The sequence below is a fragment of the Hydrogenophaga sp. genome, from assembly GCF_014773545.1.
GTDB lineage: Bacteria > Pseudomonadota > Gammaproteobacteria > Burkholderiales > Burkholderiaceae_C > Hydrogenophaga.
Window position 1 is genome coordinate 29,021 of the sequence record NZ_SDDV01000013.1, and the last position, 24,863, is coordinate 53,883.

Annotated in this window: 28 protein-coding genes, 1 other RNA gene and 1 riboswitch; of the genes, 23 read left to right on the forward strand and 6 right to left on the reverse strand. The window is 67.8% G+C overall.

Annotated elements, in window-relative coordinates:
* Positions 1 to 80 precede the first annotated feature (80 nt).
* From xseB to dut, 5 genes are read left to right on the forward strand one after another with little or no spacing between them, the layout of a single operon-like run.
* Entirely contained in the window at positions 81 to 332 is a 252-nt protein-coding gene (xseB, locus tag EST26_RS09305; protein WP_291067295.1) for an exodeoxyribonuclease VII small subunit, read from the forward strand.
* Positions 329 to 1,234, forward strand: a complete 906-nt coding sequence (locus EST26_RS09310) for a farnesyl diphosphate synthase (RefSeq protein ID WP_291067297.1) — start codon at positions 329 to 331, stop codon at positions 1,232 to 1,234. Before xseB ends, EST26_RS09310 begins: the two co-directional genes overlap by 4 nt.
* A 13-nt stretch (positions 1,235 to 1,247) precedes the next feature.
* Positions 1,248 to 3,137 (forward strand): 1-deoxy-D-xylulose-5-phosphate synthase, encoded by a 1,890-nt coding sequence (gene dxs, locus EST26_RS09315; protein WP_291067298.1) that lies wholly within the window; start codon positions 1,248 to 1,250, stop codon positions 3,135 to 3,137.
* Positions 3,137 to 3,973 (forward strand): GTP cyclohydrolase FolE2, encoded by an 837-nt coding sequence (gene folE2 / locus EST26_RS09320; protein WP_291067300.1) that lies wholly within the window; start codon positions 3,137 to 3,139, stop codon positions 3,971 to 3,973. The genes dxs and folE2 overlap by 1 nt, the downstream gene beginning before the upstream one ends.
* A 37-nt stretch (positions 3,974 to 4,010) precedes the next feature.
* On the forward strand, positions 4,011 to 4,460 hold the full coding sequence (gene dut, locus EST26_RS09325) for a dUTP diphosphatase (protein WP_291067302.1): 450 nt from the start codon (positions 4,011 to 4,013) through the stop codon (positions 4,458 to 4,460).
* 168 nt (positions 4,461 to 4,628) lie between these two features.
* On the opposite strand, the gene EST26_RS09330 is transcribed toward dut, so the two are convergent.
* A complete protein-coding gene (locus EST26_RS09330; protein ID WP_291067304.1) occupies positions 4,629 to 5,174 on the reverse strand; it encodes a peptidylprolyl isomerase in 546 nt (181 codons plus the stop codon).
* 134 nt (positions 5,175 to 5,308) lie between these two features.
* Between EST26_RS09330 and EST26_RS09335 the strand changes: the two genes are divergently transcribed.
* The gene (locus EST26_RS09335) at positions 5,309 to 6,382 is read left to right on the forward strand and encodes a cupin domain-containing protein (RefSeq protein WP_291067341.1); all 1,074 of its coding nucleotides are present in this window, start codon (positions 5,309 to 5,311) and stop codon (positions 6,380 to 6,382) included.
* Between the two features lie 25 nt (positions 6,383 to 6,407).
* The gene (locus EST26_RS09340; RefSeq protein ID WP_291067306.1) at positions 6,408 to 6,923 is read left to right on the forward strand and encodes a hypothetical protein; all 516 of its coding nucleotides are present in this window, start codon (positions 6,408 to 6,410) and stop codon (positions 6,921 to 6,923) included.
* Positions 6,924 to 6,947: 24 nt separating this feature from the next.
* On the opposite strand, the gene EST26_RS09345 is transcribed toward EST26_RS09340, so the two are convergent.
* Positions 6,948 to 7,400, reverse strand: coding sequence for an SWIB/MDM2 domain-containing protein (locus EST26_RS09345; RefSeq protein ID WP_291067343.1), 453 nt, complete (start codon positions 7,398 to 7,400; stop codon positions 6,948 to 6,950).
* A 262-nt stretch (positions 7,401 to 7,662) separates the two neighbouring features.
* On the opposite strand from EST26_RS09345, the gene rraA reads away from it, so the two are divergent.
* Complete coding sequence (gene rraA / locus EST26_RS09350; RefSeq protein ID WP_291067308.1) at positions 7,663 to 8,169, forward strand: ribonuclease E activity regulator RraA; 507 nt, start codon at positions 7,663 to 7,665, stop codon at positions 8,167 to 8,169.
* A 13-nt stretch (positions 8,170 to 8,182) separates the two neighbouring features.
* On the opposite strand, the gene EST26_RS09355 is transcribed toward rraA, so the two are convergent.
* From EST26_RS09355 to EST26_RS09370, 4 genes are all read right to left on the reverse strand, one after another.
* On the reverse strand, positions 8,183 to 9,001 hold the full coding sequence (locus tag EST26_RS09355) for a sulfite exporter TauE/SafE family protein (protein ID WP_291067310.1): 819 nt from the start codon (positions 8,999 to 9,001) through the stop codon (positions 8,183 to 8,185).
* Positions 9,002 to 9,072: 71 nt separating this feature from the next.
* Positions 9,073 to 9,251, reverse strand: a non-coding RNA gene (ssrS, locus tag EST26_RS09360) — 6S RNA.
* A 71-nt stretch (positions 9,252 to 9,322) separates the two neighbouring features.
* Positions 9,323 to 9,700, reverse strand: a complete 378-nt coding sequence (locus tag EST26_RS09365) for a cell division protein ZapA (RefSeq protein ID WP_291067312.1) — start codon at positions 9,698 to 9,700, stop codon at positions 9,323 to 9,325.
* Positions 9,700 to 9,927: a DUF904 domain-containing protein gene (locus EST26_RS09370; protein WP_291067313.1), complete on the reverse strand. Its 228-nt coding sequence runs from the start codon at positions 9,925 to 9,927 to the stop codon at positions 9,700 to 9,702. Before EST26_RS09370 ends, EST26_RS09365 begins: the two co-directional genes overlap by 1 nt.
* A gap of 50 nt (positions 9,928 to 9,977) precedes the next feature.
* A riboswitch (cobalamin riboswitch) is annotated at positions 9,978 to 10,222 on the forward strand.
* 77 nt (positions 10,223 to 10,299) lie between these two features.
* On the opposite strand from EST26_RS09370, the gene EST26_RS09375 reads away from it, so the two are divergent.
* The 15 genes from EST26_RS09375 to EST26_RS09445 all read left to right on the forward strand — a co-directional run.
* Entirely contained in the window at positions 10,300 to 12,153 is a 1,854-nt protein-coding gene (locus EST26_RS09375) for a TonB-dependent receptor (RefSeq protein ID WP_291067314.1), read from the forward strand.
* Positions 12,154 to 12,160: 7 nt separating this feature from the next.
* Positions 12,161 to 12,973 carry an ABC transporter substrate-binding protein gene (locus EST26_RS09380; RefSeq protein ID WP_291067315.1) on the forward strand — a complete coding sequence of 271 codons (813 nt, stop codon included), beginning with the start codon at positions 12,161 to 12,163 and terminating at the stop codon, positions 12,971 to 12,973.
* Positions 12,966 to 13,541 carry a bifunctional adenosylcobinamide kinase/adenosylcobinamide-phosphate guanylyltransferase gene (locus EST26_RS09385; RefSeq protein ID WP_291067317.1) on the forward strand — a complete coding sequence of 192 codons (576 nt, stop codon included), beginning with the start codon at positions 12,966 to 12,968 and terminating at the stop codon, positions 13,539 to 13,541. The genes EST26_RS09380 and EST26_RS09385 overlap by 8 nt, the downstream gene beginning before the upstream one ends.
* A 75-nt stretch (positions 13,542 to 13,616) precedes the next feature.
* The gene (locus EST26_RS09390; RefSeq protein ID WP_291067319.1) at positions 13,617 to 14,510 is read left to right on the forward strand and encodes a helical backbone metal receptor; all 894 of its coding nucleotides are present in this window, start codon (positions 13,617 to 13,619) and stop codon (positions 14,508 to 14,510) included.
* A gap of 65 nt (positions 14,511 to 14,575) precedes the next feature.
* A complete protein-coding gene (locus EST26_RS09395; protein ID WP_291067344.1) occupies positions 14,576 to 15,544 on the forward strand; it encodes an iron ABC transporter permease in 969 nt (322 codons plus the stop codon).
* Between the two features lie 4 nt (positions 15,545 to 15,548).
* Entirely contained in the window at positions 15,549 to 16,382 is an 834-nt protein-coding gene (locus EST26_RS09400; RefSeq protein WP_291067321.1) for an ABC transporter ATP-binding protein, read from the forward strand.
* A gap of 37 nt (positions 16,383 to 16,419) precedes the next feature.
* Positions 16,420 to 16,989 carry a cob(I)yrinic acid a,c-diamide adenosyltransferase gene (gene cobO / locus EST26_RS09405; protein ID WP_291067322.1) on the forward strand — a complete coding sequence of 190 codons (570 nt, stop codon included), beginning with the start codon at positions 16,420 to 16,422 and terminating at the stop codon, positions 16,987 to 16,989.
* A gap of 29 nt (positions 16,990 to 17,018) precedes the next feature.
* The gene (gene bioB, locus EST26_RS09410; protein ID WP_291067324.1) at positions 17,019 to 18,047 is read left to right on the forward strand and encodes a biotin synthase BioB; all 1,029 of its coding nucleotides are present in this window, start codon (positions 17,019 to 17,021) and stop codon (positions 18,045 to 18,047) included.
* 11 nt (positions 18,048 to 18,058) lie between these two features.
* Entirely contained in the window at positions 18,059 to 18,475 is a 417-nt protein-coding gene (gene panD / locus EST26_RS09415; protein ID WP_291067326.1) for an aspartate 1-decarboxylase, read from the forward strand.
* A gap of 12 nt (positions 18,476 to 18,487) precedes the next feature.
* The gene (locus tag EST26_RS09420) at positions 18,488 to 19,873 is read left to right on the forward strand and encodes an adenosylmethionine--8-amino-7-oxononanoate transaminase (protein WP_291067328.1); all 1,386 of its coding nucleotides are present in this window, start codon (positions 18,488 to 18,490) and stop codon (positions 19,871 to 19,873) included.
* A complete protein-coding gene (bioD, locus tag EST26_RS09425) occupies positions 19,863 to 20,573 on the forward strand; it encodes a dethiobiotin synthase (protein ID WP_291067330.1) in 711 nt (236 codons plus the stop codon). Before EST26_RS09420 ends, bioD begins: the two co-directional genes overlap by 11 nt.
* Entirely contained in the window at positions 20,557 to 21,801 is a 1,245-nt protein-coding gene (locus EST26_RS09430) for an 8-amino-7-oxononanoate synthase (RefSeq protein WP_291067333.1), read from the forward strand. The genes bioD and EST26_RS09430 overlap by 17 nt, the downstream gene beginning before the upstream one ends.
* Positions 21,802 to 21,823: 22 nt before the next feature.
* Entirely contained in the window at positions 21,824 to 22,810 is a 987-nt protein-coding gene (cbiB, locus tag EST26_RS09435; protein WP_291067334.1) for an adenosylcobinamide-phosphate synthase CbiB, read from the forward strand.
* Positions 22,807 to 23,778: an aminotransferase class I/II-fold pyridoxal phosphate-dependent enzyme gene (locus EST26_RS09440; protein ID WP_291067336.1), complete on the forward strand. Its 972-nt coding sequence runs from the start codon at positions 22,807 to 22,809 to the stop codon at positions 23,776 to 23,778. The genes cbiB and EST26_RS09440 overlap by 4 nt, the downstream gene beginning before the upstream one ends.
* A 117-nt stretch (positions 23,779 to 23,895) precedes the next feature.
* Positions 23,896 to 24,863 (forward strand): IS481 family transposase (locus EST26_RS09445; RefSeq protein ID WP_291067337.1); only part of this gene is annotated, 968 nt, incomplete at its 3' end.

Genomic DNA, 24,863 nt, shown 5'->3' on the forward strand with positions numbered 1-24,863 from the left:
GGTCAGCGGCTTGGCGGTGAGGATAAAATGAAAGCTTTAGCACCCGCCGTCCGCCGCCTTGGCTCCGTGCCCCCTGTTTTATGGCCACGTCACTTCTGTCCCGACCCGATCAAGCGCCTGCCGAAGCGGCCGCCAGTTACGAGGCTGCGCTGCTCGAGCTCGAGCAGTTGGTGGCGCAGCTCGACGCCGGCCAGATGCCGCTCGAGCAGTTGCTCGGGCGCTATCAGCGCGGTGCCGAATTGCTGGCTTACTGCCGCGCCCGGCTGCAAGCGGTCGAAAACCAGATCAAGGTGCTTGACGGCGCAGAACTCAAACCCTGGGACAGCGCTTGAGCACGGCGACCGTCGACGCCGCGCGCTTTCCGGTCTGGCGCGAGCAACAGCAGGCCCGGGTCGAGCAGGCTTTGTCGGACTGGGTCAGTCCCACCGCGCCGGTCAACCTGGGCCAAGCCATGCGCTACGCCGTGCTCGACGGGGGCAAGCGGCTGCGCCCGCTGCTGGTGCTGGCTTGTAGCCAGGCCGTCGCTGGCTGCCCGGCGGCGGCGCTGCGCGCGGCCTGCGCGGTCGAGCTGATTCATGCTTATTCGCTGGTGCACGACGACTTGCCTTGCATGGACAACGACGTGCTGCGCCGCGGCAAGCCGACCGTTCACGTGCGCTACGGCCAAGCCCTGGCCCTGCTGGCGGGCGACGCCTTGCAGACGCTGGCTTTTGAGCTGCTGCTGCCCGAGGACGGCAGCATCGAGCCGTCGCTGGCGCTGGTGCTGGCTCGCTTGCTCGCGCGCGCTGCCGGTGCCGACGGCATGGCCGGGGGGCAGGCGCAAGACCTTGCCAGCGTGGGCGTCAAGCTGGAGCAGCCGGCGCTCGAAGCCATGCACCGACGCAAAACCGGCGCCTTGCTGCAGGCCAGCGTGCTGATGGGTGCGGCCACGGCGACGCTGAGCGCGGCGACGACAGCGCGGCTGGCCGACTACGGCGCCCATCTGGGGCTGGCGTTTCAGGTGGTGGACGACGTGTTGGACGTCAGCGCCGATTCGGCCACGCTGGGCAAGACCGCAGGCAAAGACGCGGCCGACGACAAACCCACGTTCGTTTCGCTGCTGGGGCTGGCGCAGGCACAGGCCTATGCCGAGCGCCTGCTCGATCAGGCGCACGCCGCCTTGCAGCACAGCGGTCTGAGCCAGACCGATACCTTGCACGCGCTGGCCGACTGGGTCGGACGGCGCGCGCATTGAACCTACCGTTGCCATGAGCTCATTGCTTTCTTCGATCGAATCGCCGGCCGATTTGCGCCGCCTGGCGCGCGCCCAGTTGGCGCCGCTCGCGCATGAACTGCGCACGTTTTTGCTGCACAGCGTGGCGCGCACCGGCGGCCACCTCGGCTCCAACCTGGGTACGGTGGAGTTGACGCTGGCGCTGCACTATGTGTTCAATACGCCCGATGACCGGCTGGTGTGGGACGTGGGTCATCAGACCTATCCGCACAAAATCCTGACCGGACGGCGCGATCGCATGCACAGCCTGCGCCAGCAAGGGGGCATCAGCGGCTTTCCGCGCCGCGCTGAAAGCGCCTACGACACTTTTGGCACCGGACATTCGTCGACCAGCATCTCGGCCGCGCTGGGCATGGCGCAGGCGGCCAGACTCAAGGGCGAGCAGCGCAATGCCGTGGCCATCATCGGCGACGGCGCCATGACGGCGGGCATGGCGTTCGAGGCCCTGAACAACGCTGGCGTCGCCGAAGGCCGCCTGCTGGTGGTGCTCAACGACAACGACATGTCAATTTCGCCGCCGGTCGGTGCGCTCAACCGCTACCTGGCGCAGTTGCTCAGCGGGCAGTTCTACGCCACCGCCAAGCATGTCGGCAAGCAGGTGCTGAAAAACGCGCCGCCGCTGTTCGAGCTGGCCAAGCGGCTGGAGGAGCACGCCAAGGGCATGGTGCTGCCGGCCACGCTGTTCGAGAAGTTCGGTTTCAACTACATCGGCCCGATCGACGGCCATGACCTCGACGCGCTGATTCCCACGCTGGAAAACATCCGTCAGTTGCTCGAGACCGACAGCGGCCCGCAGTTTTTGCACGTGGTGACCAAGAAGGGTCAGGGCTACAAGCTGGCCGAGGCCGACCCGGTGGCCTACCACGGCCCGGGCAAGTTTGACCCCGCCGTCGGCTTGACTGCGCCGGCCACGCCGGCCAAGCTCAGCTTCACCCAGGTATTCGGTCAGTGGCTGTGCGACATGGCTGCGGCCGATGCGCGCCTGATCGGCATCACGCCGGCCATGCGCGAGGGCTCCGGCCTGGTGGAATTCGAGCGCCGCTTTCCGGCCCGCTACTTTGACGTCGGCATTGCCGAGCAGCACGCCGTCACCTTTGCCGCTGGCTTGGCTTGCGAGGGCCTCAAGCCGGTGGTGGCGATTTATTCGACCTTTTTGCAGCGCGCCTACGACCAGTTGATTCACGACGTGGCGCTGCAAAACCTGCCGGTGGTGTTCGCGCTCGACCGCGCCGGTCTGGTCGGCGCCGACGGTGCCACCCACGCCGGCGCTTATGACATCGCCTACCTGCGCTGCATTCCCAATCTGGCCGTGGCCTGTGCGTCCGACGAAGCCGAATGCCGCCGGCTGCTGAGCACCGCTTTTGCGCAAAATCACCCGGTGGCGGTGCGCTACCCGCGCGGCGCCGGTGTCGGTGCGCAACCGGCGGCAGACCTGGCTGGCCTGCCCTACGGCCGAGGCGAGTGGACGCGCCAAGGCCACGGGGTGGCGATTCTGGCCTTTGGCACCTTGTTGCACCCGGCGCTGGCGGTGGCCGAGAAACTCGGCGTTAGTGTGGCCAATATGCGCTGGGTCAAGCCGCTCGATCTGGACTTGCTGCGCGCGTTGGCGCAGTCGCACCAGGCCCTGGTCACGCTGGAAGAGGGCTGCATACAAGGCGGCGCCGGCAGCGCGGTGCTGGAGGCCTTGCAAGCGCTGGGCCTGACGCTGCCGCTGCTGCAACTGGGCCTGCCAGATGAATTCACCGAGCACGGCGAGCACGCCCGCTTGCTGGCCCTGCTGGGCCTGGACGCAGACGGCATCGAGCGCAGCTTGCGCGCGCGCTTTGCCGACTTGCTCGCAGTTGACGCGAAAGTGCCGGTCTGATGCGCAGCAGCACGGCCGCGCCCTTGCTCTGTATGCCCGACGTGCAGGCGCGGCATGACCCGCGCGCGCTGCCGATTGCCCGTGTCGGCGTGAAAAACCTGCGCTACCCGATTGCCTGGGAGCAAGCGGGCCGCGTGCAGCACAGTGTGGGCCTGTGGAGCTTGTACGTGGGCTTGCGCGCGGAACAAAAAGGGGCGCACATGTCGCGCTTGCTGGCCTGGCTGGACGCATTCACCCAAGCCGACGACGGGTGCTCCGAGGCAGTCAATTTTGCACGGCTGCAAGCCGCGCTGCCGACGCTGCTGGCTTTGCTGCAAACCAGCAGCGCCGGGTTGGAGGTGCAGTTTCCGTTTTTCATTCGCAAAAGCGCGCCGGTCTCGGGCTTGCAAAGTTTGCTGGCTTACGACGGCGGCTGGTCGGTCACGCACAGCGCCGGCGCAGCGACCGAAATCCGCATGCAAGCCACCGTGCCGGTCAAATCGCTTTGCCCCTGCTCGAAGGAAGTCAGTGATGAAGGCGCGCACAACCAGCGCTCGCACATCCGGCTCGAGGTGCTGCTCAATGCCCCGCTCGACTGGACCGAGCTGGTGCGCTTCGCCGAGGACAACGCTTCCTGCGAACTCTGGGGCCTGCTCAAGCGCAACGACGAGAAATGGGTCACCGAACGCGCGTACGCGCAGCCAAAATTCGTCGAAGACCTGGTGCGCGACGTCGCGCTTGCCCTTGAGCGCGAGCCCCGCGTCGACGCCTACACGGTCGATGTGACCAACTTCGAATCGATCCACGCGCACGACGTACAGGCGCAACTGACGCGCGACAAGCGCGTATCCGCCTGAGCCATCCATTCCCGCTGGTTTCACAGGAGCCGACCCGATGCAGATTGATGTGAAGGTGTTGGATGCGCGTATGGCGCACCCGTTGCCCGCCTACGCCACCCCCGGCAGCGCCGGGCTGGACTTGCGGGCCTGTCTGGACGCGCCGCTGACCCTGGCGCCCAACGCCTGGCAGTTGCTGTCAACCGGGCTGGCGATTCATCTGGCCGACCCTGGCTGCGCTGCTTTGCTGCTGCCGCGCTCCGGCCTGGGGCACAAGCACGGCATCGTGCTGGGCAATCTGGTTGGTCTGATCGACAGCGACTACCAGGGCCCGCTCATGGTCAGCGTCTGGAACCGCAGCCCGCTGGCCTTCACCATCGAGCCGATGGAGCGCATTGCGCAACTGGTGATCGTGCCGGTGCTGCAGGCGCGCTGGAACGTGGTGAGCGATTTCCACGCCGCCAGCACGCGCGCCGACGGCGGCTACGGATCGACCGGCCAGCGCTGATTCACTTAGGGATGCGGAAATAGCCGATGTACCGTTTTTGGGTGTGCTGGCGGGATGCAGTGCTAGGCGTTCCGAGTGCCGTGTGGCGAGCCACACAAGCGAGGAACAACAACGCAATGCGCCCGTCAGTACAGCCACAAATGGGGATATTGGTTATTTCCGCATCCCTTAGTGCAGCGTCGCAGGCGCGCCGCCCGGGCTCTGGGTCGAGCCGAGCTGGGTGCTGAAAAAGCCGGCGCCCAGCGTACCGCGCTCGATTTCTTGCGGGCTGGCTGCGCGCACCGCGTGCACCTTGAGCGACAGACGCAGCGCGATGCCGGCCAGCGGGTGGTTGCCGTCGAGCACCACGTGTTCCGGGTAGATGCCGCTGACGAAATACAGCCGGCCTGGCGGCGCGGCCGGGTTGCAGCCGCTGGGCAGGCCCTCGAAACTCATGCCTTCTTCGAGGTCTGGCGGCAGCAGATGGCGCGGCTCCAGGAACAGCAGGCGCTCGTCGTAGTCGCCAAAAGCGTCCTGGGGTTCGAGCTGCAACTCCAGCTTGTCGCCCGTCGCATGGTCTTGCAAGGCCTGCTCGATTGTGCTCAACAGGTCGCTGCCGCCGACGAAAAACTCGACCGGCTCGTCGAGCACATCCAGCGTTTCGCCCAAGGTGTCGCGCAGTGTCCAACTCAGGGCAACGACGCAGGGCGAGGCGATCAGAATGGCATTTTTCATCGCACAATTGTCCCATGCCAAAAAGCAAACCACAAATCAAATCCAACATTGCGTCGGCTGCGCTTGCCGCCACCGCCGCGCCGCAGCCCGATCAGCCCAGCGCCTTGCTCGGTGGCTTGACGCCCAAGCAATTCATGCGCCGCCACTGGCAGAAGAAACCGCTGCTGATTCGCTCTGCACTGCCGGACTTTGCGCCGCTGCTCAGTCGCCAGCAGTTGTTTGCCCTCGCAGCCGAAGAGGCGGTCGAGTCCCGACTGATCGTGCACCAGCCGCAGGGCTGGTCGCTGCAACATGGGCCGCTGGCGCAGCGCGATCTGCCAGCGCCCGAGCAGCCGCGCTGGACGCTGCTGCTGCAAGGGCTAGACCTGCACCTGGACGCCGCGCACGAGTTGCTGCAGCGGTTTCGCTTCGTGCCCGACGCGCGGCTCGACGACCTGATGATTTCCTGGGCCAGCGATGGGGGAGGTGTAGGCCCGCATTTCGACAGCTACGATGTTTTTTTGCTGCAGGTCAACGGTCAGCGGCGCTGGCGTATTGGGCGGCAGAAGGATTTGTCGCTCGAGCCCGACGTGCCGCTGAAAATTCTCAGTCACTTCGTGCCCGAACAAGAGCACGTGCTCAGTCCGGGAGACATGCTCTACCTGCCGCCGCGCTGGGCACACGACGGCGTTGCCGTGGGTGGGGACTGCATGACTTATTCGATTGGTTTTCGTGTGCCGCAGCGCGCCGGGCTGGCGGCTGAATTGCTCCAGCGCATGGCCGACGACTACTCCGACGCCACGCTCTACCGCGACCCGGACCAGCCCGCCACCGCCACGCCGGCTGCCATGCCGGCGGCGCTGCAGGCGTTTGCGACCCAGGCCTTGCAGCGCCTGCTGGCCGAACGCGAATCCTTGGCTTGTGCGCTGGGCGAGGTCATGACCGAGCCCAAACCGCGCGTCTGGTTCGACGAGCCCAGCAGCCCGTGGCAGATTGCCGGCCTGCGGCTGGACCGGCGCAGCCGCATGATGTATGACCGTCGGCGTATTTTCATCAATGGGGAGAGCTTTCTCGCCCGTGGCGCCGACGCCCGTTTGATGCACTGCCTGGCCGATCAGCGCTGGCTCCCAGTCGAGCAGGTTCGGCGTTCCAGCAGCGCCGCGCGCACCCTGCTGCAAGACTGGTTTGAGGCCGGTTGGCTGCACCGGACGGAGGCGAACCCAAGCTGAACGCTACACCACACGGGAGAGCCGCATGACAGACTTTGCAGAACCACCGCCCGCTGCGGGCGACTTGCCACAAGGCCGGTTTCAGGGGCGCCTGGCGTTCGCCGCGCTGGTGCGGCAGGCGCTGGCGGCAGCGGCTGCACAGGGCTGGAACAGAATCATTCTGTGCGACGCCGATTTTTCCGACTGGCCGCTGGGCGAGCGCGCAACGATTGAGTCATTGAACGCCTGGTCGGCGCACGGGCGTTCGCTGCACCTGCTGGCGTGCGACTACAGCGCGCTGCGGCTGCAGCAGCCCCGGTTCGTGCAATGGCGCCAGACCTGGTCTCATCTGGTGCAGGCGCGCGCCTGCGACCGTGCCTGGGCGGGCGACTTACCCAGCGCCATCTGGTCCTCAGCCTGGACCCTGGAGCGGCTAGACCGGGTGCACGCCAGCCTGCTGGCGAGCCGGGGCGCCGAACGTCGGGTGCTGCTGGCCGAGCGACTGGACCACTGGTGGCAGCGCGCTGGGCCGTCATTTTCCACCGACACGCTGGGGTTGTAGCCGACGCCACGCACCAGCAGCCGTTTACGTCAGGTGCTGGCTGATCAGCTTGGTCATCTCGAACATCGACACCTGCTTTTTCTCGAAGATCACCTTGAGCTTGGCGTCGGCGTTGATCATGCGACGATCAGCCTCATCTTGCAGTTTGTGCTTCTTGATATAAGCCCAGACTTGCTTGGTGACCTCGGTACGTGGCAGCGCTGCAGCGCCGACGATGGCGGCCAGTGCCGCACTCGGGGTCATGGGCTTCATGAAGGCTGAGGCGAGCGCTTTCTTGGCGACCGGGGCGACCGGGGCGACAGACTTGGCAGCGGCTTTTTCCTTCACCGGGGTGAGCGCCTTTTTCGCCGGGGCGGCGGCGGTCTTGACGGCAGCGAGTGCCTTGACGGGCGCAGCAGCCTTTTTTGCTGGCGCAGCCGCCTTTTTTGCCGGCGCAGCTTCTTTTTGGGTCGGTACCGATTTTTTCTCAGTTGCCATGGTTATCATTCCTTTTTTTTGGATTGGGGTATGCGCCAGCACAGGAACGTGTTCATGCGCCGGTGTCTCGGATGCTAAATGAGTTGCCGCGTCATTCCAAGTCGATGAGGTGGAATTTTTGCTGCTTTTCACAGAGAAGTCGTCGATTCTGGCCCTGCAAAACAACACAAGCCCAAAATAGGGCGACAAACGGCGCTCCGGCAGCGCCACCCAGATGCACAAACAGCATCCTTGCATCGACATTCCGAAGGAATTTCTGTCCATGTCTAAACCCTTTGTTTTTGCCACCTGCGACCTGTGTGACGTTCACAAGAGCGATTTGTCGGGCCACTTTCGCGTCCTGCCGCCGGCCTTGCGTGATTTTGGTGCGCGGCAGCGCTTTGCCGGACCGGTGGCGACGGTCCAGTGCTTTGAGGACAACACGCTGGTCAAGGCGGCGCTGGACAGCCCGGGCGCAGGCCAGGTACTGGTAGTCGACGGCGGGGCCTCGCTGCGCCGAGCGCTGCTGGGCGGCAACCTGGCGGCGGCCGCAGTGCGCAACGGCTGGGCTGGAGTGGTGATAGACGGCTGCGTGCGCGACGTGGCCGAACTCGCATCAAGCCCGATCGGCATACGCGCGCTTGCCTGTATGCCGCTGCCGACCGAAAAGCGCAACCAGGGTCAGCGCGACGTGGCGGTGCAGTTGCAGGGCGTCTGGGTGCGCCCGGGCGACTGGCTGTACGCCGACGCCGATGGTACGGTGGTGTCGGCCCAGGCTTTGCACCACTGAATTTGCAGCGCTCTCAGGCGCTCAGCCCCTTGTGCAGCATATAAGCCGCCAGCAGGTACAAGATGGCGGCAAAGGCACGCTTGAGCGACTTGACCGGCAGCGCGTGCGCGGCCCACGCCCCCAGCGGCGCCGTCAGCACGCTGGCGCTGGCGATCACCAGCAACGCGGGCAGGAATATATAGCCCACAGAGCCGGCTGGCAGGTCGGGCACATCTTGACCCGCCAGCACGTAGCCCAGCACGTTGGCCAGCGCAATCGGAAAACCCAGCGCCGCGCTGGTGGCCACGGCCTGGTGGATGGCGATGTTGCATCGTGTCATGAACGGCACGCTGATGAAGCCACCCCCGGCGCCCACCAGGCCGGAGAGAAAACCGATTGCCGTGCCGGCACCCCACTGGCCGGCTGTGCCGGGCATGGTGCGTGTCGGCTGGGGTTTTTTGCCCAGCAACATCTGCGTGGCCGAAAAACAGACGAAGGCGGCAAAGATCAGCGCCAGCCAGGAACCTTGCAGCAGGGCAAATACCCCCAGGCTGGCCAGCGCAGCCCCGAGCACAATGCCGGGCGTCAAGCCCAGGACAATATCCCAGCGCAGCGCGCCGCGCCGGTGGTGCGATAGCACGCTGGAGACCGAGGTGAAAATAATGGTGGCCATCGAGGTGGCAATCGCCATTTTGACCGCCAGATCGGGGGCCACGCCGCGCGCGCTCAGGATGGCGCTAATGAAGGGCACCATCAGCATGCCACCGCCAATGCCGAGCAAGCCGGCCAGAAAGCCTGCGCACAGGCCAAGCAGGGCCAGTTGGGCCATCAGATAAGGGTCTAGCAGGGACATGGGCCGCTGGTGAATCAGAAGGGGTAGGCTGTTCTGTTTGGGCAACAGAGCGAACCCGCACGGCCGCAATGAGGTGTCTGCAAGTGCCGCCGGACCCGCATCCTGAACCGGGGTTCAGGTGGGCAAGGGCAGCGCGGCCTCGGGTTCATCTGACGCGAGATGCTCGCACCAGCCGCGCAATATACCAAGCCCGGGCTCTATGAGCATTGGTTCAAGGAACTATAAAGCCCGGCGTGCACTGCAGACGGTTTAATTGTAGACCTGCATGCTGCTGCTTGGCGGTGCAAACCAATAATTTTTTGCGCCAAGAGCCGTCTCGGATCAGAGCAACTGGCCGTCGTCGCCCAGTGTGTGGTCGAGTCGGCGCATCAGCTCATCCAGGCGCGTGCGTGTCAGCGCATCTTGCGGTCTGGGCGCTGCACGGGTGTCGTCCAGTGCCGCTGGTTCGGTTTGCCCGAACGAAGTGATTTGCAGGTTTTCAGCTTCTTTGAGCGAGAGCTCGAACGCCAGGTTGAGCGAAGCCAGCACCGCGATGCGCTCGCGCGCCTTGACCTTGCCGGCGTCGCGGATGCGGCACATGGCGGTGTCGACCCGCTCGACCGCGTCGAGCAAGGCCGATTCACCCCCATTCGGGCAGGTGAGTAGGTAATTTTGCCCCATGATCTGCACTTCGAGTTGATTGGCTGCGGTATTTTTCATCAGTTCTTGCCTAGGGTGTCGGTCTGGTTGCCCGTGGGCAGGCGATCGAGCAGGGCGTCGATGCGCGCGCGCGCCGCATTCAGCCGCGATTTGAGCGAATCGCGCTCGGCCTGCAAGGTGTGCACCTGCTGCTGCAGCAGCGCCTGGGTGCGTTGCAATTCCTGGTGGCGCAGCAGCAAACGCTCGACGCGATCGCTGACCTGTTCGATGAGCTGGGGGTCTATCATGGTGGCGAAAATAGGGTTGCCCATTGTAGGGTTGTCGCCGCTCGGTGTGGCTTACAATTCGTCCCGTTGGTGCTCGCGGCGTGGCTCACGCGCTGCAGTTCAACGGGAAGCAGGAGGGCACGACCCGGTTCGGGTCGGCCTAACCTGCGCTGCCCCCGCAACGGTAAGCAGACGATTCGACCGCTTCACTCGGGGGTCGAATCCGCTTTCATCACACAGCCACTGGACACCGTCTGGGAAGGCGATGAAGGCAGTTCTGCCAGCCCGGATACCGGCCAACGAGGTGGTGGCGTGCCCGCTTGGGGTGCGCCGCCGTGACGCTCGGATACCGTCGGGGAAGGCGGTAGGGCACATCATCCTTGTCTGCTTCACATGAAAAATCGCAACTTGCGCGCACCACTTGCCGCGCTGCCACTGGCATTATTGGCCACCTTTTCGCACGCCCAGACTGCGCCTGCACCGAGCGCATCCGCCAGCGCCGCCGACCATGGCGGTATCGATCTGCCTGATACCGTGGTCACCGCTACACGCTTGCACACGCAGGCGGATCAATTGGTCAGCGAGGTGGTGTTGATCGATCGCTCAGTGATTGAAGCCAGCAGCGCCCGCACGCTGCCTGAATTGCTGGCCCGCAGCGCCGGACTGCAAATCAGCGCCACCGGCGGGGCCGGCAAAGCTGCCAGCGTGTTCATTCGCGGCACCGAGGCGCGCCATGCCATTTTGTTGATCGACGGCGTGCGCTATGGATCGGCCACCCTGGGTCAACCGACTTGGAACGCGGTGCCGCTGGACATGATAGAGCGCATCGAAGTGCTCAAAGGTCCGGCGTCGGCGCTGTACGGCAGCGACGGCGTGGGCGGCGTGGTGCACATCATCACCCGTCAGGGCCGCGAAGGCTTTCATCCCCATGCGGCGCTGACGCTGGGGGCCAAGTCGCACCGCCAGATGTCGGTCGGTCTCAGCGGTGGCCAGCCCGGCGTGCGCTATACCCTGGGTTTTTCGCAGGTGCGTGAGCAGGGTTTTTCAGCCACGCGTGCCGAGGTGCCGTTTGGCAACCACCACCCGGATCGCGATCCGTGGCAGCAAGACGCCTTACAGGCATCGGTCACGGTCGATTTGCCGGCCGGCTGGCGCGCCGACGCCGGTGTGGTCTACAGCGACGGCCTCAATCACTTCGACGACGGTCTCGGCCGCGACACCCAGACGGCGCAGCGCAGCGTGGTTGCGCGCATGGGTCTGCAGGCGCAGCTCTTGCCCAACTGGCACAGCGAGCTGCGCTGGGGCCAGAGCACCGATTCATCCAACGCCCTGGTCGGCGCCTGGCTGCCAGGTCGTTTTGAAACCCGGCAACAGCAGTGGAGCTGGCAAAACACGTTCCAGACCCCGCTCGGATCGCTGCTCGCCGGCCTGGAGCAGCGCCAGCAAAAGGTCGACTCTTCGACCGCCTACACCGTTCGCGAGCGCGACATCGACGCCGTATTTGTCGGCTTACAAGGCAGTCAGGGGCCGCACAGTTGGCAGCTCAACCTGCGCCGCGACGACAACTCCCAATTTGGCCGCAGCAACACCGGCTTTGCCGGTTACGGCTTTCACCTGAACCCGGCTTGGCGGCTGCACGTCGCGCACGGCACCAGCTTCGTCGCGCCCAGCTTCAACCAGTTGTACTGGCCGGGATTTGGCAACCCTGCCTTGCAGCCCGAACGCGGTCGCAACACCGACCTGGGGTTGAGTTGGCGCAGCGTCGGGCACGAGCTCAAACTGGTGCGCTTTGACAACCGGATTCGCGGTTTCATCAGTTCGACCACCTTGCCGCAAAACGTGCCCCAAGTTCGCATCGACGGCTGGACGCTGGGCTATGAGGGACGGCTGGGGGCCTGGAGCTGGCGCGCCGGGCACGACCTGCTGGACCCGCGTGACCAGAGCAACGGCCGCCAGTTAGCGCGCCGGGCCAGACAGCAAAGCACGCTGGACTTGAACTACCAGCAGGAAAATTGGAGCGTGGGCGGATCCTTGCTGCGTGTGGGGGGGCGTTTTGACGACGCCGCGCAGCAGCGTCGGCTCGCCGCCTACACCACGCTCGATCTGCACGCCCAGTACCGGTTGGCGCAGGACTGGTCGATGCAGTTGCGACTCAACAACTTGGGCAACGCAGTCTACGAGACGGCTTTCGGCTACAAGCAGCCCGGTCGCGGCCTGTTCATGACGCTGCGCTGGCAGCCGCGCTGAGATCGTCATGTTGCCCGGCCCGCAGCGCATCGTCTGCCTGACCGAAGAAACCACCGAGTGGCTGTACCTGCTGGGGCAGGAGCAGCGCATTGTGGGCATCAGCGGCTACACGGTGCGGCCGCGCCGGGCGCGCGACGAGAAGCCCAAGGTGAGTGCTTTCCTCACGGCCAAGGTGGACAAGATCCTGGCCCTGAAGCCCGACTGCGTGTTCGGCTTCTCCGACCTGCAGGCCGACATTGCCGCTGCGCTGATCCGCGCCGGTGTGCAGGTGACGGTGTTCAACCAGCGCAGCGTGGACGAGATTTTTTCCATGCTGTACCAGGTGGCGGCCATGGTCAGTTGTGCCGGTGACGGCCTGGCGCGCATCGCGCTGATGCGTCAGCGGCTGGATGCGATCCGTGCCGAGGTCGCCGCGCTGGTGGCGTCGGGCAAGCGCCGACCGCGCGTGTTCTTTGAAGAGTGGGACGAGCCGCCCATCAGCGCCATCCGCTGGGTGTCGGAGCTGCTGGGCGTGGCCGGGGGCGACGACGTGTTTCCCGAGCTGGCCGCGCAGTCGCTGGGCAAGCACCGCATCATTGCCGACGGTGCCGAGATCGTGCGCCGCAACCCGGACATCGTGATCGGCTCCTGGTGCGGCAAAAAATTCCGGCCCGAGAAGGTGGCGGCCCGTGTGGGCTGGCAAGACGTGCCCGCCGTGTGCCATGGCCAGCTGTTCGAGATCAAGTCGGCCGACATTCTGCAGCCCGGCCCGGCCGCGCTCACCGACGGGGTGGAGCAGATGCACCGCATCGTCGCATCGTGGATGAAACAATATGGTTGAGATCGTGCGCAGCGAGTTCATCCTGGGTGGCCAAAAGAGCGGCAAGTCGCGCCGCGCCGAGGCATTGGCGAGCGGCTGGCTGAACGCTTCACCCGACCACCGCGCGGTGCTCATTGCCACCGCGCAAGCCGGGGACGCCGAGATGCGCGAGCGCATTGCGCGCCACCAACGGGACCGCGCGCAGCGTGTGCCGGGCATGGCCACGGTGGAAGAGCCGCTGGCGCTGGGCCAGGCGTTGCGCCAGCACAGCGCGCCGCAGACGCTGGTGGTGGTGGACTGCCTCACGCTGTGGCTCACCAACCAGCTCATGCCAGCCGACGCGAGCCAGGCGGCCAACGCAGACGGTTTGCAGGCGACCTGCCACGCGTTGTGCGCAGCGCTGGAAGAGGCGCGCGGGCCGGTGGTGCTGGTGGGCAACGAGATTGGGCTGGGCGTGATTCCGATGGGGCGCGAGCTGCGTGCCTTTGTGGACGCGCTGGGCCAGATGAACCAGGCGGTGGCCGCCGCGTGTGACCGCGTCACGCTGATGGCGGCTGGCTTGCCGCTGGTGTTGAAAGGTGCCGCATGACAGCGAATGGGTCAGCCTTTCTTATGAGAGAGCAGTTCCGGCCCGTTTCCACAAGTCTTTAACCGGAGTCTCCCCATGAAAACAGCTGCGAACCCGTGCTTGGGCTGGCTGGCCGCGTGCCTGGTGGTCTGGGCTTTTTTTGTCGGCAGTGTGCAGGCGGCCGGGCTGCAGGTGACCGACGACCGTGGCGTGACCGTGCGCTGGGACGCGCCGCCGCAGCGCATCGTCTCGCTGCTGCCGTCGCTGACCGAAACGGTGTGCGAGCTGGGCCAGTGCCACCGCCTGGTGGGGGTGGACCGCTATTCCAACTGGCCACAGGCCATTGCCCGGCTGCCGCGCGTGGGCGGCGGTATTGACCCGAATGTGGAAGCCATCGTGGCGCTGCGGCCCGACGTGGTGTTGCTCGCGCAATCGTCGCGGGTGGTGCAGCGGCTGGAGTCCTTGGGGCTGAAGGTGGTGGCGCTGGAGCCTAAAACCCACGCCGATGTGCTGCGCGTGCTGGGCAAGGTGGCGCAGGTGGTGGGTGTGGACGAGCAGGCCGCGCAACGCATCTGGCGCCACATTGACGCGGCGGTGTCGGCGGCGGCGCAGTCGCTGCCGCCGCAGGTGAAAAACACGCGGGTGTACTTTGAAGTGAGCCGAGGGCCCTACGGCGCAGGCACCTCGTCTTTCATTGGCGAAACGCTCACCCGCCTGGGTGTGCAAAACATCGTACCGGTCAGCCTGGGGCCGTTCCCGAAGCTCAACCCGGAGTTTGTGGTGCGGGCCAACCCCGACGTGATCATGGTGGGCGACCGCAACTTTGAAGGCATGACGCAGCGCCCGGGTTGGCGCAGCATCCGTGCGGTGCGGGAAGACCGCTTGTGCGTGTTCTCGAACACCGAATCCGACGTGCTGGTGCGGCCTGGCCCGCGCATGGCCGAAGCCGCCCGCCTCATGGCGCGCTGCCTGCAGGAGAGGGCGCCTTGAACGGCCCCACGCTGCCACAGCCTCAAAAGTCTGTGCCGGTCGAGCGGGCCACCTCGGCGCGCCCGCTGTGGCTGGCCCTGGGCTTGGTGTGGGGCGGTGCGGTGCTGGCGGTGCTGGGGCTGGGGGTGGGCAGCACCGGTCTGGAGTCGGTCTGGCGGATGCTGGAAGACCCGGTGGCCGCGCAGATTGTGTGGGACATCCGCGCGCCGCGCACGGCCGGTGCGTTTGCTGCCGGCGCTTTGCTGGGCTTGGCCGGCGCGGTGGCGCAGGGTCTGTTTCGCAACCCGCTGGCCGATCCTTTTTTGCTGGGCAGCGCCTCGGGTGCCTCGCTGGGTGTGGCGCTGGCGCTGGCCGGGCTGGGCGTGTCTCCATTTGCGACCGAGTGGGTGGTGCGCCTGGGGCTGACCGGAGCGGCCTTTGTGGGTGCTGTACTGGCGGTGCTGCTCACGCTGGCGCTGGCGCGTGGGGTGCAGCACACGCTGCGCCTGTTGCTGGCCGGGGTGGTGGTGGGGGTGGTGCTGGGCGCATTCACCTCGCTGGTCACGCTCACGACGCCCGAGATTTTGCAGGCCATGCAAGCCTTCATGCTCGGCTCCACCGGTTTTGTCGGCTGGGTGTCTTTCGGTTTGATGGCCGGCATCGGGCTGGTGTGCCTGCTGCTGGCCTGGGGCTTGTCGCGTGTGCTCGATGGGCTGGCGCTGGGTGAGGCCACCGCGCTCAGCCTGGGCCTGCCGCTGGGCCCGCTGCGTGCGGCGCTGGTGGGGGTTCTGGCCCTGGCCACCGGCACCGCCGTGGCGCAGACCGGGCTGATCGCGTTTGTGGGCCTGGCCGCGCCGCACCTGGTGCGTGCGGTGGTGAAAACCACCCACGCCTGGTTGGTGCTGCTGGCCAGCTTGATGGGGGGCGTGCTGCTGATGCTGGCCGACATGCTGGCGCGCGGCTTGCTGGCGCCACAAGAGCTGCCGGTGGGCGTGCTCACGGCGGTGCTGGGCGGGGGCTATTTGCTGTGGCTCATGCGCAAGCGGGTGGGCTGACGCCATGTTGAACACCCCCGGCACCCCTGGCACCGGCACCAGCGCACAGCCACGGCGCGCCGCTGCGCTGCAGGCGCTGGGCCTGCACGCCTCGCTGGGCCTGGGGCGCAACCAGCGCCATGTGCTGCAGGGCGTGAACCTGGCGCTGGGCGCTGCCCGCTGGACCTGCATCGTCGGCCCCAATGGCGCGGGCAAATCCACCCTGCTGCGCGCGCTGGCCGGGGTGCTGCCGCACCGTGGCGACGTGCTGCTGCACGGCCAGCCCATGGCGCGCATGGCGCCGCGTGTGCGCGCCCGGGCGCTGGCCTGGCTGGCGCAAAGCGGTGCCGCTGAAGCCAGCGCCGACGACCTCACGGTGTACGACGTGGCCTTGCTGGGGCGCCTGCCGCACCAGGCCTGGCTGGCACCCCCCAGCCCGGCCGACCACGCCGCCGTGGAGCGCGCGCTGCGCCAGACCCAGGCCTGGGACTGGCAGTGCCGCCCGCTGGGTGCGTTGTCGGGTGGCGAGCGTCAGCGCGTGCTGCTGGCGCGGCTGCTGGCGGTAGAGGCCGATGTGATGCTGATGGACGAGCCGCTGGCCAACCTGGACCCGCCGCACCAGGCCGACTGGATCGCGCTGGTGCGCAGCCTGGTGGCGCAGGGCAAAACCGTGGTCAGCGTGCTGCACGAAATCACGCTGGCGCTCATGGCCGACGAGGTGGTGGTGATGCAGCAGGGCCGCATTGCGCACGCCGGCCCCACGCACCAGACCGCTGCGCACCGGGCGCTGGAGGCGGTGTTCGAGCACCGCATTGCCATTCACGCGCTGGGCCCGCGCTGGGTGGCCTTGCCGCAATGAATGTATGACCAACGAACCGGCGACACGACACCAAACCATGCAAATCGAATCTGCACCCACTGAGAAACCCTACGAAAAACCCGAGGGCGAGCGCCGCGGCCTTGTGATCGTGAACACCGGCGACGGCAAGGGCAAGAGCACGGCGGCTTTTGGCCTGGCGCTGCGTGCGCACGGACGTGGCAAAGCGGTGAAAATCTACCAGTTCATGAAAGTGCCCAGTGCGCGCTTTGGCGAGCACCGCCTGTTCGAGCAGATCGGCATCCCGATCGAAGGCCTGGGCGACGGCTTTAGCTGGAAGAGTCAGGACCTGGAGCATTCGGCGCAACTCGCGCGCGACGGCTGGCAGAAGGCGCGCGCGGCTATCATGAGCGGTGATTATTTTCTGGTCGCGCTGGACGAACTGACCTACCCGCTGATCTACGGCTGGCTGGAGCTGGCCGACGTGTTGCAGACGCTGCGCGAGCGCCCGCGCCACACGCACGTGCTCATCACCGGTCGGCGCTGCCCGCCGGAGATCATCGAGCTGGCCGACACCGTGACCGAGATGACGCTGATCAAGCACGCCTTCCAGGCCGGTATCCCGGCCCAGCGCGGCATAGAAGACTGACCCTCACCACCCATTCAGGACACCCACCGATGAGCAGCACCCTGACCCCCGAATTCCAACCCGTGCGCCTGGTTGCGCGCAGCCCAGCGCTCAGCACCCCGCCCGCAGCGGCGCGCTGGTCGGTGCAGGCCGTGGCCGACCTGTTTGAGCTGCCGTTTGCCGAGCTGCTGTACCGCGCCCAGAGCGTGCACCGCGAGCACTTCGACCCGACCGAGGTCGAGCTGGCCACGCTGCTGTCGGTCAAGACCGGCGGCTGCCCGGAAGACTGCGGCTACTGCCCGCAGTCGGTGCATTTCGACACCGGCCTGGAAGCGGGAAAACTGATGGGCGTGGACGCCGTGCGCGAAGCCGCGCAGCGCGCCAAGCAGGCGGGGGCCACGCGGTTTTGCATGGGCGCGGCCTGGCGCGCGCCCAAAGACCGCGACGTGCAGGCCGTGGCCGAGCTGGTGCGCACCGTCAAGGCCGAAGGCCTGGAGGCCTGCGCCACGCTGGGCATGCTGGGCGAAGGCCACGCCGAAACCCTGCGCGACGCCGGGTTGGACTACTACAACCACAACCTCGACAGCGCGCCCGATTTCTACGGCGAGATCATCAGCACGCGCGACTACCAGGACCGGCTGGACACGCTGGCGCGCGTGCGCGGCGCGGGCGTCAAGGTGTGCTGCGGCGGCATCGTGGGCCTGGGCGAATCGCGCCTGCAACGCGCCGCGCTGGTGGCCGAGCTGGCCAACCTGACGCCCGCCTACCCCGAGTCGGTGCCGATCAACCACCTGGTGAAGGTCCCGGGCACGCCGCTGGCCGAGCAGCCCGACCTGGACCCGCTGGAGTTCGTGCGCACCATCGCGGTGGCGCGCATCACCATGCCGCTGGCGCGGGTGCGCCTGTCGGCCGGGCGCCAGGCGATGAGCGACGCGGTGCAGGCCCTGTGTTTCGCGGCCGGCGCCAACTCCATCTTCTACGGCGAAAAACTGCTCACCACCGGCAACCCCGACGTCGACGCCGACCGCGCGCTGCTGCAGCGCCTGGGCATGAAGCCGCGCCACTCGTTTGGCGCTTGAGGAGTGAGACCATGTTCCGCACCCTGCTGAAATCCAAAATCCACCGCGCCACCGTCACCCACTGCGAGCTGCACTACGAAGGCTCGTGCGGCATCGACGACGACCTGCTGGAGGCGAGCAACATCCGCCCCAACGAGCAGATCCACATCTGGAACGTGAACAACGGCGAGCGTTTCATCACCTACGCCATCCGTGCACCGCGCGGCAGCGGCATCATTTCGCTCAACGGCTCGGCGGCCCGGCGCGCCAGCGTGGGCGACCTGGTGATCATCGCGGCCTTCGGCATGGTGCACGAAGACCGGCTCGACGAGGCCGTGCCCCGGCTGGTGTTCCCCGATGCACGCAACCGCATCGTCGAAACCCGCAGCGAACCGGCCGGGCCGCAGGCCGGGGACCCGCTGCTGCTGCCGATCGGCAGCGCCGACTGAGGGCGCACCGGCATGTCTGTCAACGACGACTGGCGCCGCCGCAGCCTGGCCGCCGTGTGGCACCCCTGCACCCAGATGAAGCTGCACGAGCCGCAGGGTGCGGCGCTGCCGCTGATTCCGGTGGCGCGGGCCGAGGGCGTGTGGCTGCACGACCACGAAGGCAACCGTTACCTCGACGCGATCAGCTCGTGGTGGGTCAACCTGTTCGGCCACAACCACCCCGCGATCCGCGCCGCGCTCATTGACCAGCTCCACACGCTGGACCACGTGATGCTGGCCGGTTTCACCCACGCGCCGGTGGTTGAACTCTCGGAGCGGCTGGGCGCGCTCACCGGCCTGGGCCACGCCTTCTACGGCAGCGACGGCGCCAGCGCCACCGAGATTGCGCTGAAGATGAGCGCGCACCACTGGCGCAACGCCGGGCGTGGCGGCAAGAACCGTTTTGTCGGCGTGGCCGGCGGCTACCACGGCGAGACCGTGGGCGCGCTGGCGGTCACCGACATTCCCTTGTTCCGCGAAGCCTACGCGCCGCTGCTGCGCCTGGCCGCCACCGTGCCCAGCCCGGACGCGCGGCAGGCCGCGCCCGGTGAAACCCCGGCCGGCGTGGCCGAGCGGGCCGCCACCGCCCTGGGCGACTGGCTGGCCGAGCACGCGCATGAAACCGCCGCCGTGATCATCGAGCCGCTGATCCAGTGCGCCGCCGGCATGGCCATGCACGACCCGCTGTACCTGCGGCGCGCGCGCGAACTCTGCGACCGGCACCAGGTGCACCTGGTGCTGGACGAAATCGCGGTCGGCTTCGGCCGCACCGGCACCCTGTTTGCGCACCAGCAGGCGGGCATCCGCCCCGACTTTCTGTGCCTCTCCAAAGGCCTGACCGGCGGCACGCTGCCGCTGTCGGTGGTGCTCAGCACCGACGCGGTGTTTGCGGCGTTTTACGACGACGCGGTGGCGCGTGGCTTTTTGCATTCGCACAGCTACACCGGCAACCCGCTGGCCTGCCGCGCCGCGCTGGCCACGCTGGACCTGTTTGAGCAGACCGACGCGCTGCGCCAGAACGCAGCCAGCAGCGCGCGGCTGGCCGCGCAGTTCGCGCCGCTCTCGGCCCACCCCCGCGTGCGCCACGCGCGCCAGTGCGGCATGGTGTTCGCGTGGGACGTGGCGAGCAGCCTGCCCGACTTCGCCCGCCGCTGCGCCCGCCACGCGCTGGCGCAGGGGCTGCTGCTGCGCCCCATCGGCCACACGCTGTACGCCATGCCGCCGTATGTGATCGACGAGGCCGAGGGCGAGCTGCTGGCCCGGGGCGCGCTGGCCGCCCTGCAAGCCACGCTGGACGAAGAAGTCGCTGCCGGGGCCGGGCGCGAACCCACCCACCAAGGAGTCATGGATGCCGTTTAACACTGTTTTCGTCACCGGAACCGACACCGGCGTGGGCAAGACCCTGGTCAGCGCGGCCTTGCTGCACACGCTGGCGCGGCAGCACCGCCGGGTGGTCGGCATGAAGCCGGTGGCGGCGGGCCTGATCGAACACCAGGGGGGTTGGGTCAGCGAAGACCTGCTGGCCCTGCGCGCCGCCTCCACCGTGGCGGTGCCGTCTGCGCTGGACAACCCGGTGGCGCTGCCCGACCCGGTATCGCCGCACCTGGCGGCGGCGCGCGCCGGGCGCCCGGTGGACGTGGCCGAGCTGCTGGCCGCCTACCGCCATTTGCAAGGGCTGGCCGATGCGGTGGTGGTCGAGGGCGCGGGCGGCTGGCGGGTGCCGCTGAACGCGCATGAAACCCTGGCCGATCTGGCGCGCGCCATCGGCGCGCCGGTGCTGCTGGTGGTCGGTCTGCGGCTGGGTTGCCTGAACCACGCGCTGCTGAGCGCCGAGGCGATCCGCGCCGACGGCCTGCACCTGGCCGGCTGGGTGGCCAACACCCTGGACCCGGCCATGCTGTGCCGCGACGAAAACATCGACACGCTGCGCCAGCGCCTGGGCGCGCCGCTGCTGGGCGTCGTGCCCTGGCAGCCGCAAGGGCCCGATGCGCGCGCGGTGCGGCTGGAACTGCCCAGCGCCTGGAAACACGAAAAGGAAGGCCATGAGCTGGCTGAATGAATTTGACGACCGACTGGCCGCGCTGGACGCGCAGTCGCTGCGCCGCGTGCGCCGCGCGGTGCTGCCCGAGCCGGGCGCCCGCCTGAGCGTGGACGGCGTGTCGCTGCTGGCCTTTTGCAGCAACGACTACCTGGGCCTGGCGCAAGACCCGCTGCTGCGCCAGGCGGTGCACACCGCCGTGGACCGCTACGGCGTGGGCTCCGGGGCCTCGCCCATGGTGAGCGGCCACAGCGTGGCCAACGCGGCGCTGGAAGGCGAGCTGGCACAGGCCGTGGGCCTGCCGCGCGCGCTGTATTTTTATGCCGGTTACGCCACCAACGCCAGCATCGTGCCGGCCCTGGTGGGCGAGGGCGACGCGCTGTTCTCTGACGCGCTGAACCACGCCTGCCTGATCGACGGCGCCCGCCTGTCCAAGGCCACGGTGCACCGCTATGCCCATGGCGATCTGGCCCGGCTCGACGCGCTGCTGGCGGCCAGCCCGGCGCGGCGCAAGCTGGTGATCAGCGACGCCGTGTTCAGCATGGACGGCGACGTGGCCGACATCGCCGGGCTGCACGCGCTGTGCGAGCGGCACGACGCGCTGCTGCTGCTGGACGACGCGCACGGCTTTGGCGTGCTGGGGCCGCAGGGCCGGGGCGCGCTGGCCGCCGCCGGGCTGAGCGGGCCGGGCGCTTCGCCGCGCGTGCTGTACATGGCCACGCTGGGCAAGGCGCTGGGCGTGGCCGGTGCCTTTGTGGCCGGGCCCGAGCGGCTGGTCGAGTGGCTGCTGCAAAAGACGCGCAGCTACACCTACGCCACCGCCGCGCCCGCCCTGCTGGCCGAGGCGGTGCGCGCCGGTCTGCGCTGTGTGCTCGGCACCGAGGGCGAACGCCGGCGCCAGCACCTGCGCGCCCTGGTGGCCCAACTGCGCGCCGGCCTCGCGCCCGGTGCCCACGCGGCGCTGGACGCCGCCGGCTGGGCCCTGCTGCCCTCGGACACCGCGATCCAGCCGCTGCTGATCGGCGACAACGCCGCCGCGCTGGATGTGATGCAGCGCCTGCGCGAACAGGGCCTGTGGGTGCCCGCCATCCGCCCGCCCACCGTGCCGCTGGGCACGGCCCGCTTGCGCATCGCCTTGTCGGCCGCCCACCAGGCCGACGATGTGGAGCTGTTGCTGAGCGCGCTGCGCCACGCGGCTGCCGGGCGCGCCCAGGCGCTGGCTGCGGCACCGCAGGGCGTCCACGCATGAGTGCAGCGCGGGGCGGCGTCCGGTGATCGACGCTCTGGCGCTGCCCGACCTGCCGCCGCTGGCGGTCGGTGCGCTGGCGGTGCTGGTGGCCCTGGGGGTGGACCGCGCCTGGGGCGAGCCGCCCGCGCGCTGGCACCCGGTGGTGGCGATGGGCGCGTACCTGGGCTGGGCCGGGCAGCGCGTGGCGCCGCCGATGGGCGAACCCGCCCCGCCGGCTGGGAAGCTGTTCGCGCGCGGTGCGCTGGCCTGGCTGTTCGGGGCTGTTGTGGTGGTGGCCATCGCTTTCGGTCTGGCGGCGCTCCTGGCCGAGGTCTCGCCGTGCTGGCAGGCGCTGGCGCTGGGCCTGCTGCTCAAGCCGCTGCTGGCCTGGCGCATGCTGCAGGGCGAGGTGCGGGCGGTGGAAGCGGCGCTGGGCGAATCGCTGGCCGCCGGGCGGGCGCGGCTGGCCTGGCTGGTGAGCCGCGACGTGAGCGCGCTGGACGAGGCGCAGGTGCGCGAGGGCGCGATCGAAACCCTGGCCGAAAACCTCAACGACTCGGTGCTGGCGCCGCTGTTCTGGTTCGCCGTGGCCGGCCTGCCGGGCGCCGCGCTGTACCGCTTTGCCAACACCGCCGACGCCATGTGGGGCTACCGGGGCGAGCACCAGGGCCGCGACTGGACCTGGGCCGGCCGGTGGGCCGCGCGGGCCGACGACGTGCTGTCGTGGCTGCCCGCGCGCCTGACCGCTGCCTTGCTCGGTGTGCTGGGCGCTGCAGGCCGCTGGCGCGAGCTGTACACCCAAGCGGGCCGCACGCCCTCGCCCAACAGCGGCTGGCCCATGGCCGCCATGGCGCTGGCGCTGGACGTGCGCCTGGCCAAGCCCGGCGTCTACACACTGCACCCGAGCGGGCGCTGCCCGCAGACGGCCGACACCGCGATGGCCTTGCTTTTGTCCGGTCGCGTGGTCGGCGCGCTGGCGCTGCTGGCCGGCGCGGTGTTGCTCTTCATCGTCGCAAAGGCATGGTCATGAACCGCACCCACGGTGGCCCCGATGCCCTGGGCGTGCCGCGCTGGGACTTCTCCACCAACGCCAACGCCTGCGGGCCCTGCCCCACCGCCTTGGCCGCTGTGCAGCAGGCCGACGCGCAGCACTACCCCGACCCGACCTACACCGCCTTGTGCGCCGCGCTCGCTGCGTTCCATGGCGTGGCGGCGCAGCGCATCGTGCCCGCGGGCAGCGCCAGCGAATTCATCGTGCGCATCACAGCCGCCGTGGCGCACTCGGGTGGGCGGCAGGTCTGGCTGCCCGCGCTGGCCTATGGCGATTACGCCCAGGCCGCGCAGGTCTGGGGTCTGCAGCGGGTAAGCGAGCCCGCCCAGGCCGACCTGCTCTGGCTGTGCGAACCGTCCAGCCCGCTGGGCAGCGCTGAGATCATGGCGAATGCAGTGGCAGGACAGGGCGGTGTGGTGGTGCTGGACCGCGCCTACGAACCGCTGCGCCTGAACGGGGAATGCAGCCTGAGCGCCGATGCGCTGGACCGCGTCTGGCAGCTCTGGTCGCCCAACAAGGCGCTGGGTTTGACGGGCGTGCGCGGCGCGTATGCGATTGCGCCCTTGCACGGTCTGGCCCTGGCGCACACGCTGAAGCAGAGGGCGCCCTCGTGGCCGCTGGGCGCGCACGCGGTGGCGATGCTCACGGCCTGGGTGCAGACCGATACGCAGCGCTGGCTGGCGCAAAGCCGCGCGCAACTGGCCGCATGGAAGCTCGCTCAGGAGGAGATGCTGGAACAGACCGGCTGGGCCTGCCTGCCAAGCGAGGCCAACTACTTCTGCGCCCGCGCGCCGCACCCGCTGGACCTGCCCGCGCTGCGTGCGCAAGGCATCAAATTGCGCGACACCGAGTCGCTGGGCCTGCCGGGGCACTGGCGCCTGGGCGTGCTGCCGCCCGATGCCCAGCAGGCCCTCAAGGGCGCGTTGGCGGCGACTGAAAATGAGTAGGGTTAGCTGTCGCATCCCGGATGATTGCATAGACTCCAAGCGGTATCCGTTGTTCATGGCGCGAGCAGCCATGAGAGAGCTGGTACAAAGCCTTATGCAACCTGCGGGAGACCTTCCATGATGATTGCCTTGCACAAAAATGCGCGCACCACACCGGCCATCCGTGCCGAGATTGCCGCGAGCACCGCCAGTGCCGCCAGCCTGGCCCAGCGCTTTGGCATCACCGAGGCCACCGTCTACAAGTGGAAGAAGCGCACCAGCTTCCAAGACTGCTCGCACACGGCGCACCGCCTGCAGACCACCCTCACGCCCGCCCAGGAGCGCGTGGTCGTGGAGTTGCGCCGCACGCTGTTGCTGCCGCTTGATGACCTGTTGGCTGTCACTCGCGAGTTCATCTGTGCCCAGGCCACCCGCTCCGGGCTGGATCGCTGCCTGCGCCGCCATGGACTGGGTAAGCTTCAGGCGCTCAAGCCGGCCGCACCGCGTGAGCCCCACAAGAGCTTCAAGCGCTACGAGCCGGGCTACCTGCACATGGACGTGAAATACCTGCCGCAGATGGCCGATGAGACGCAGCGGCGCTACTTGTTTGTGGCGATTGACCGCGCCACGCGTTGGGTGTTCGTGGCGATCAAGAAGAACAAGACAGCGGCCAGCGCAAAGGCCTTTCTCAGCGCCCTGCACAAGGCCTGCCCGATCAGGATTCAGAAGCTGCTGACCGACAACGGCAAGGAGTTCACCGACCGGCTCTTTGCAAGCCGTGAGCGCCAGCCCACGGGCCAGCACGAGTTTGATCAGCTGTGCCAGACCTTGGGCATTGAACACCGACTGACCAAACCCAGGACACCCAGAACCAATGGCATGGTCGAGCGTTTCAATGGGCGCATTGCCGATGTGCTCAGGACGCACCGCTTTCACAGTGGCCAGGATCTGGAGCAGACCCTCATACGTTACGTGGCCTTGTACAACCATCAATTACCTCAGTCGGCTTTGAAAAGCAAAACGCCGATGCAGGCCATGAAAGACTGGTATGCTTCTCATCCTGATTTGTTTCTCAAGCGTCCTTATGATCGTCCGGGATGCGACAG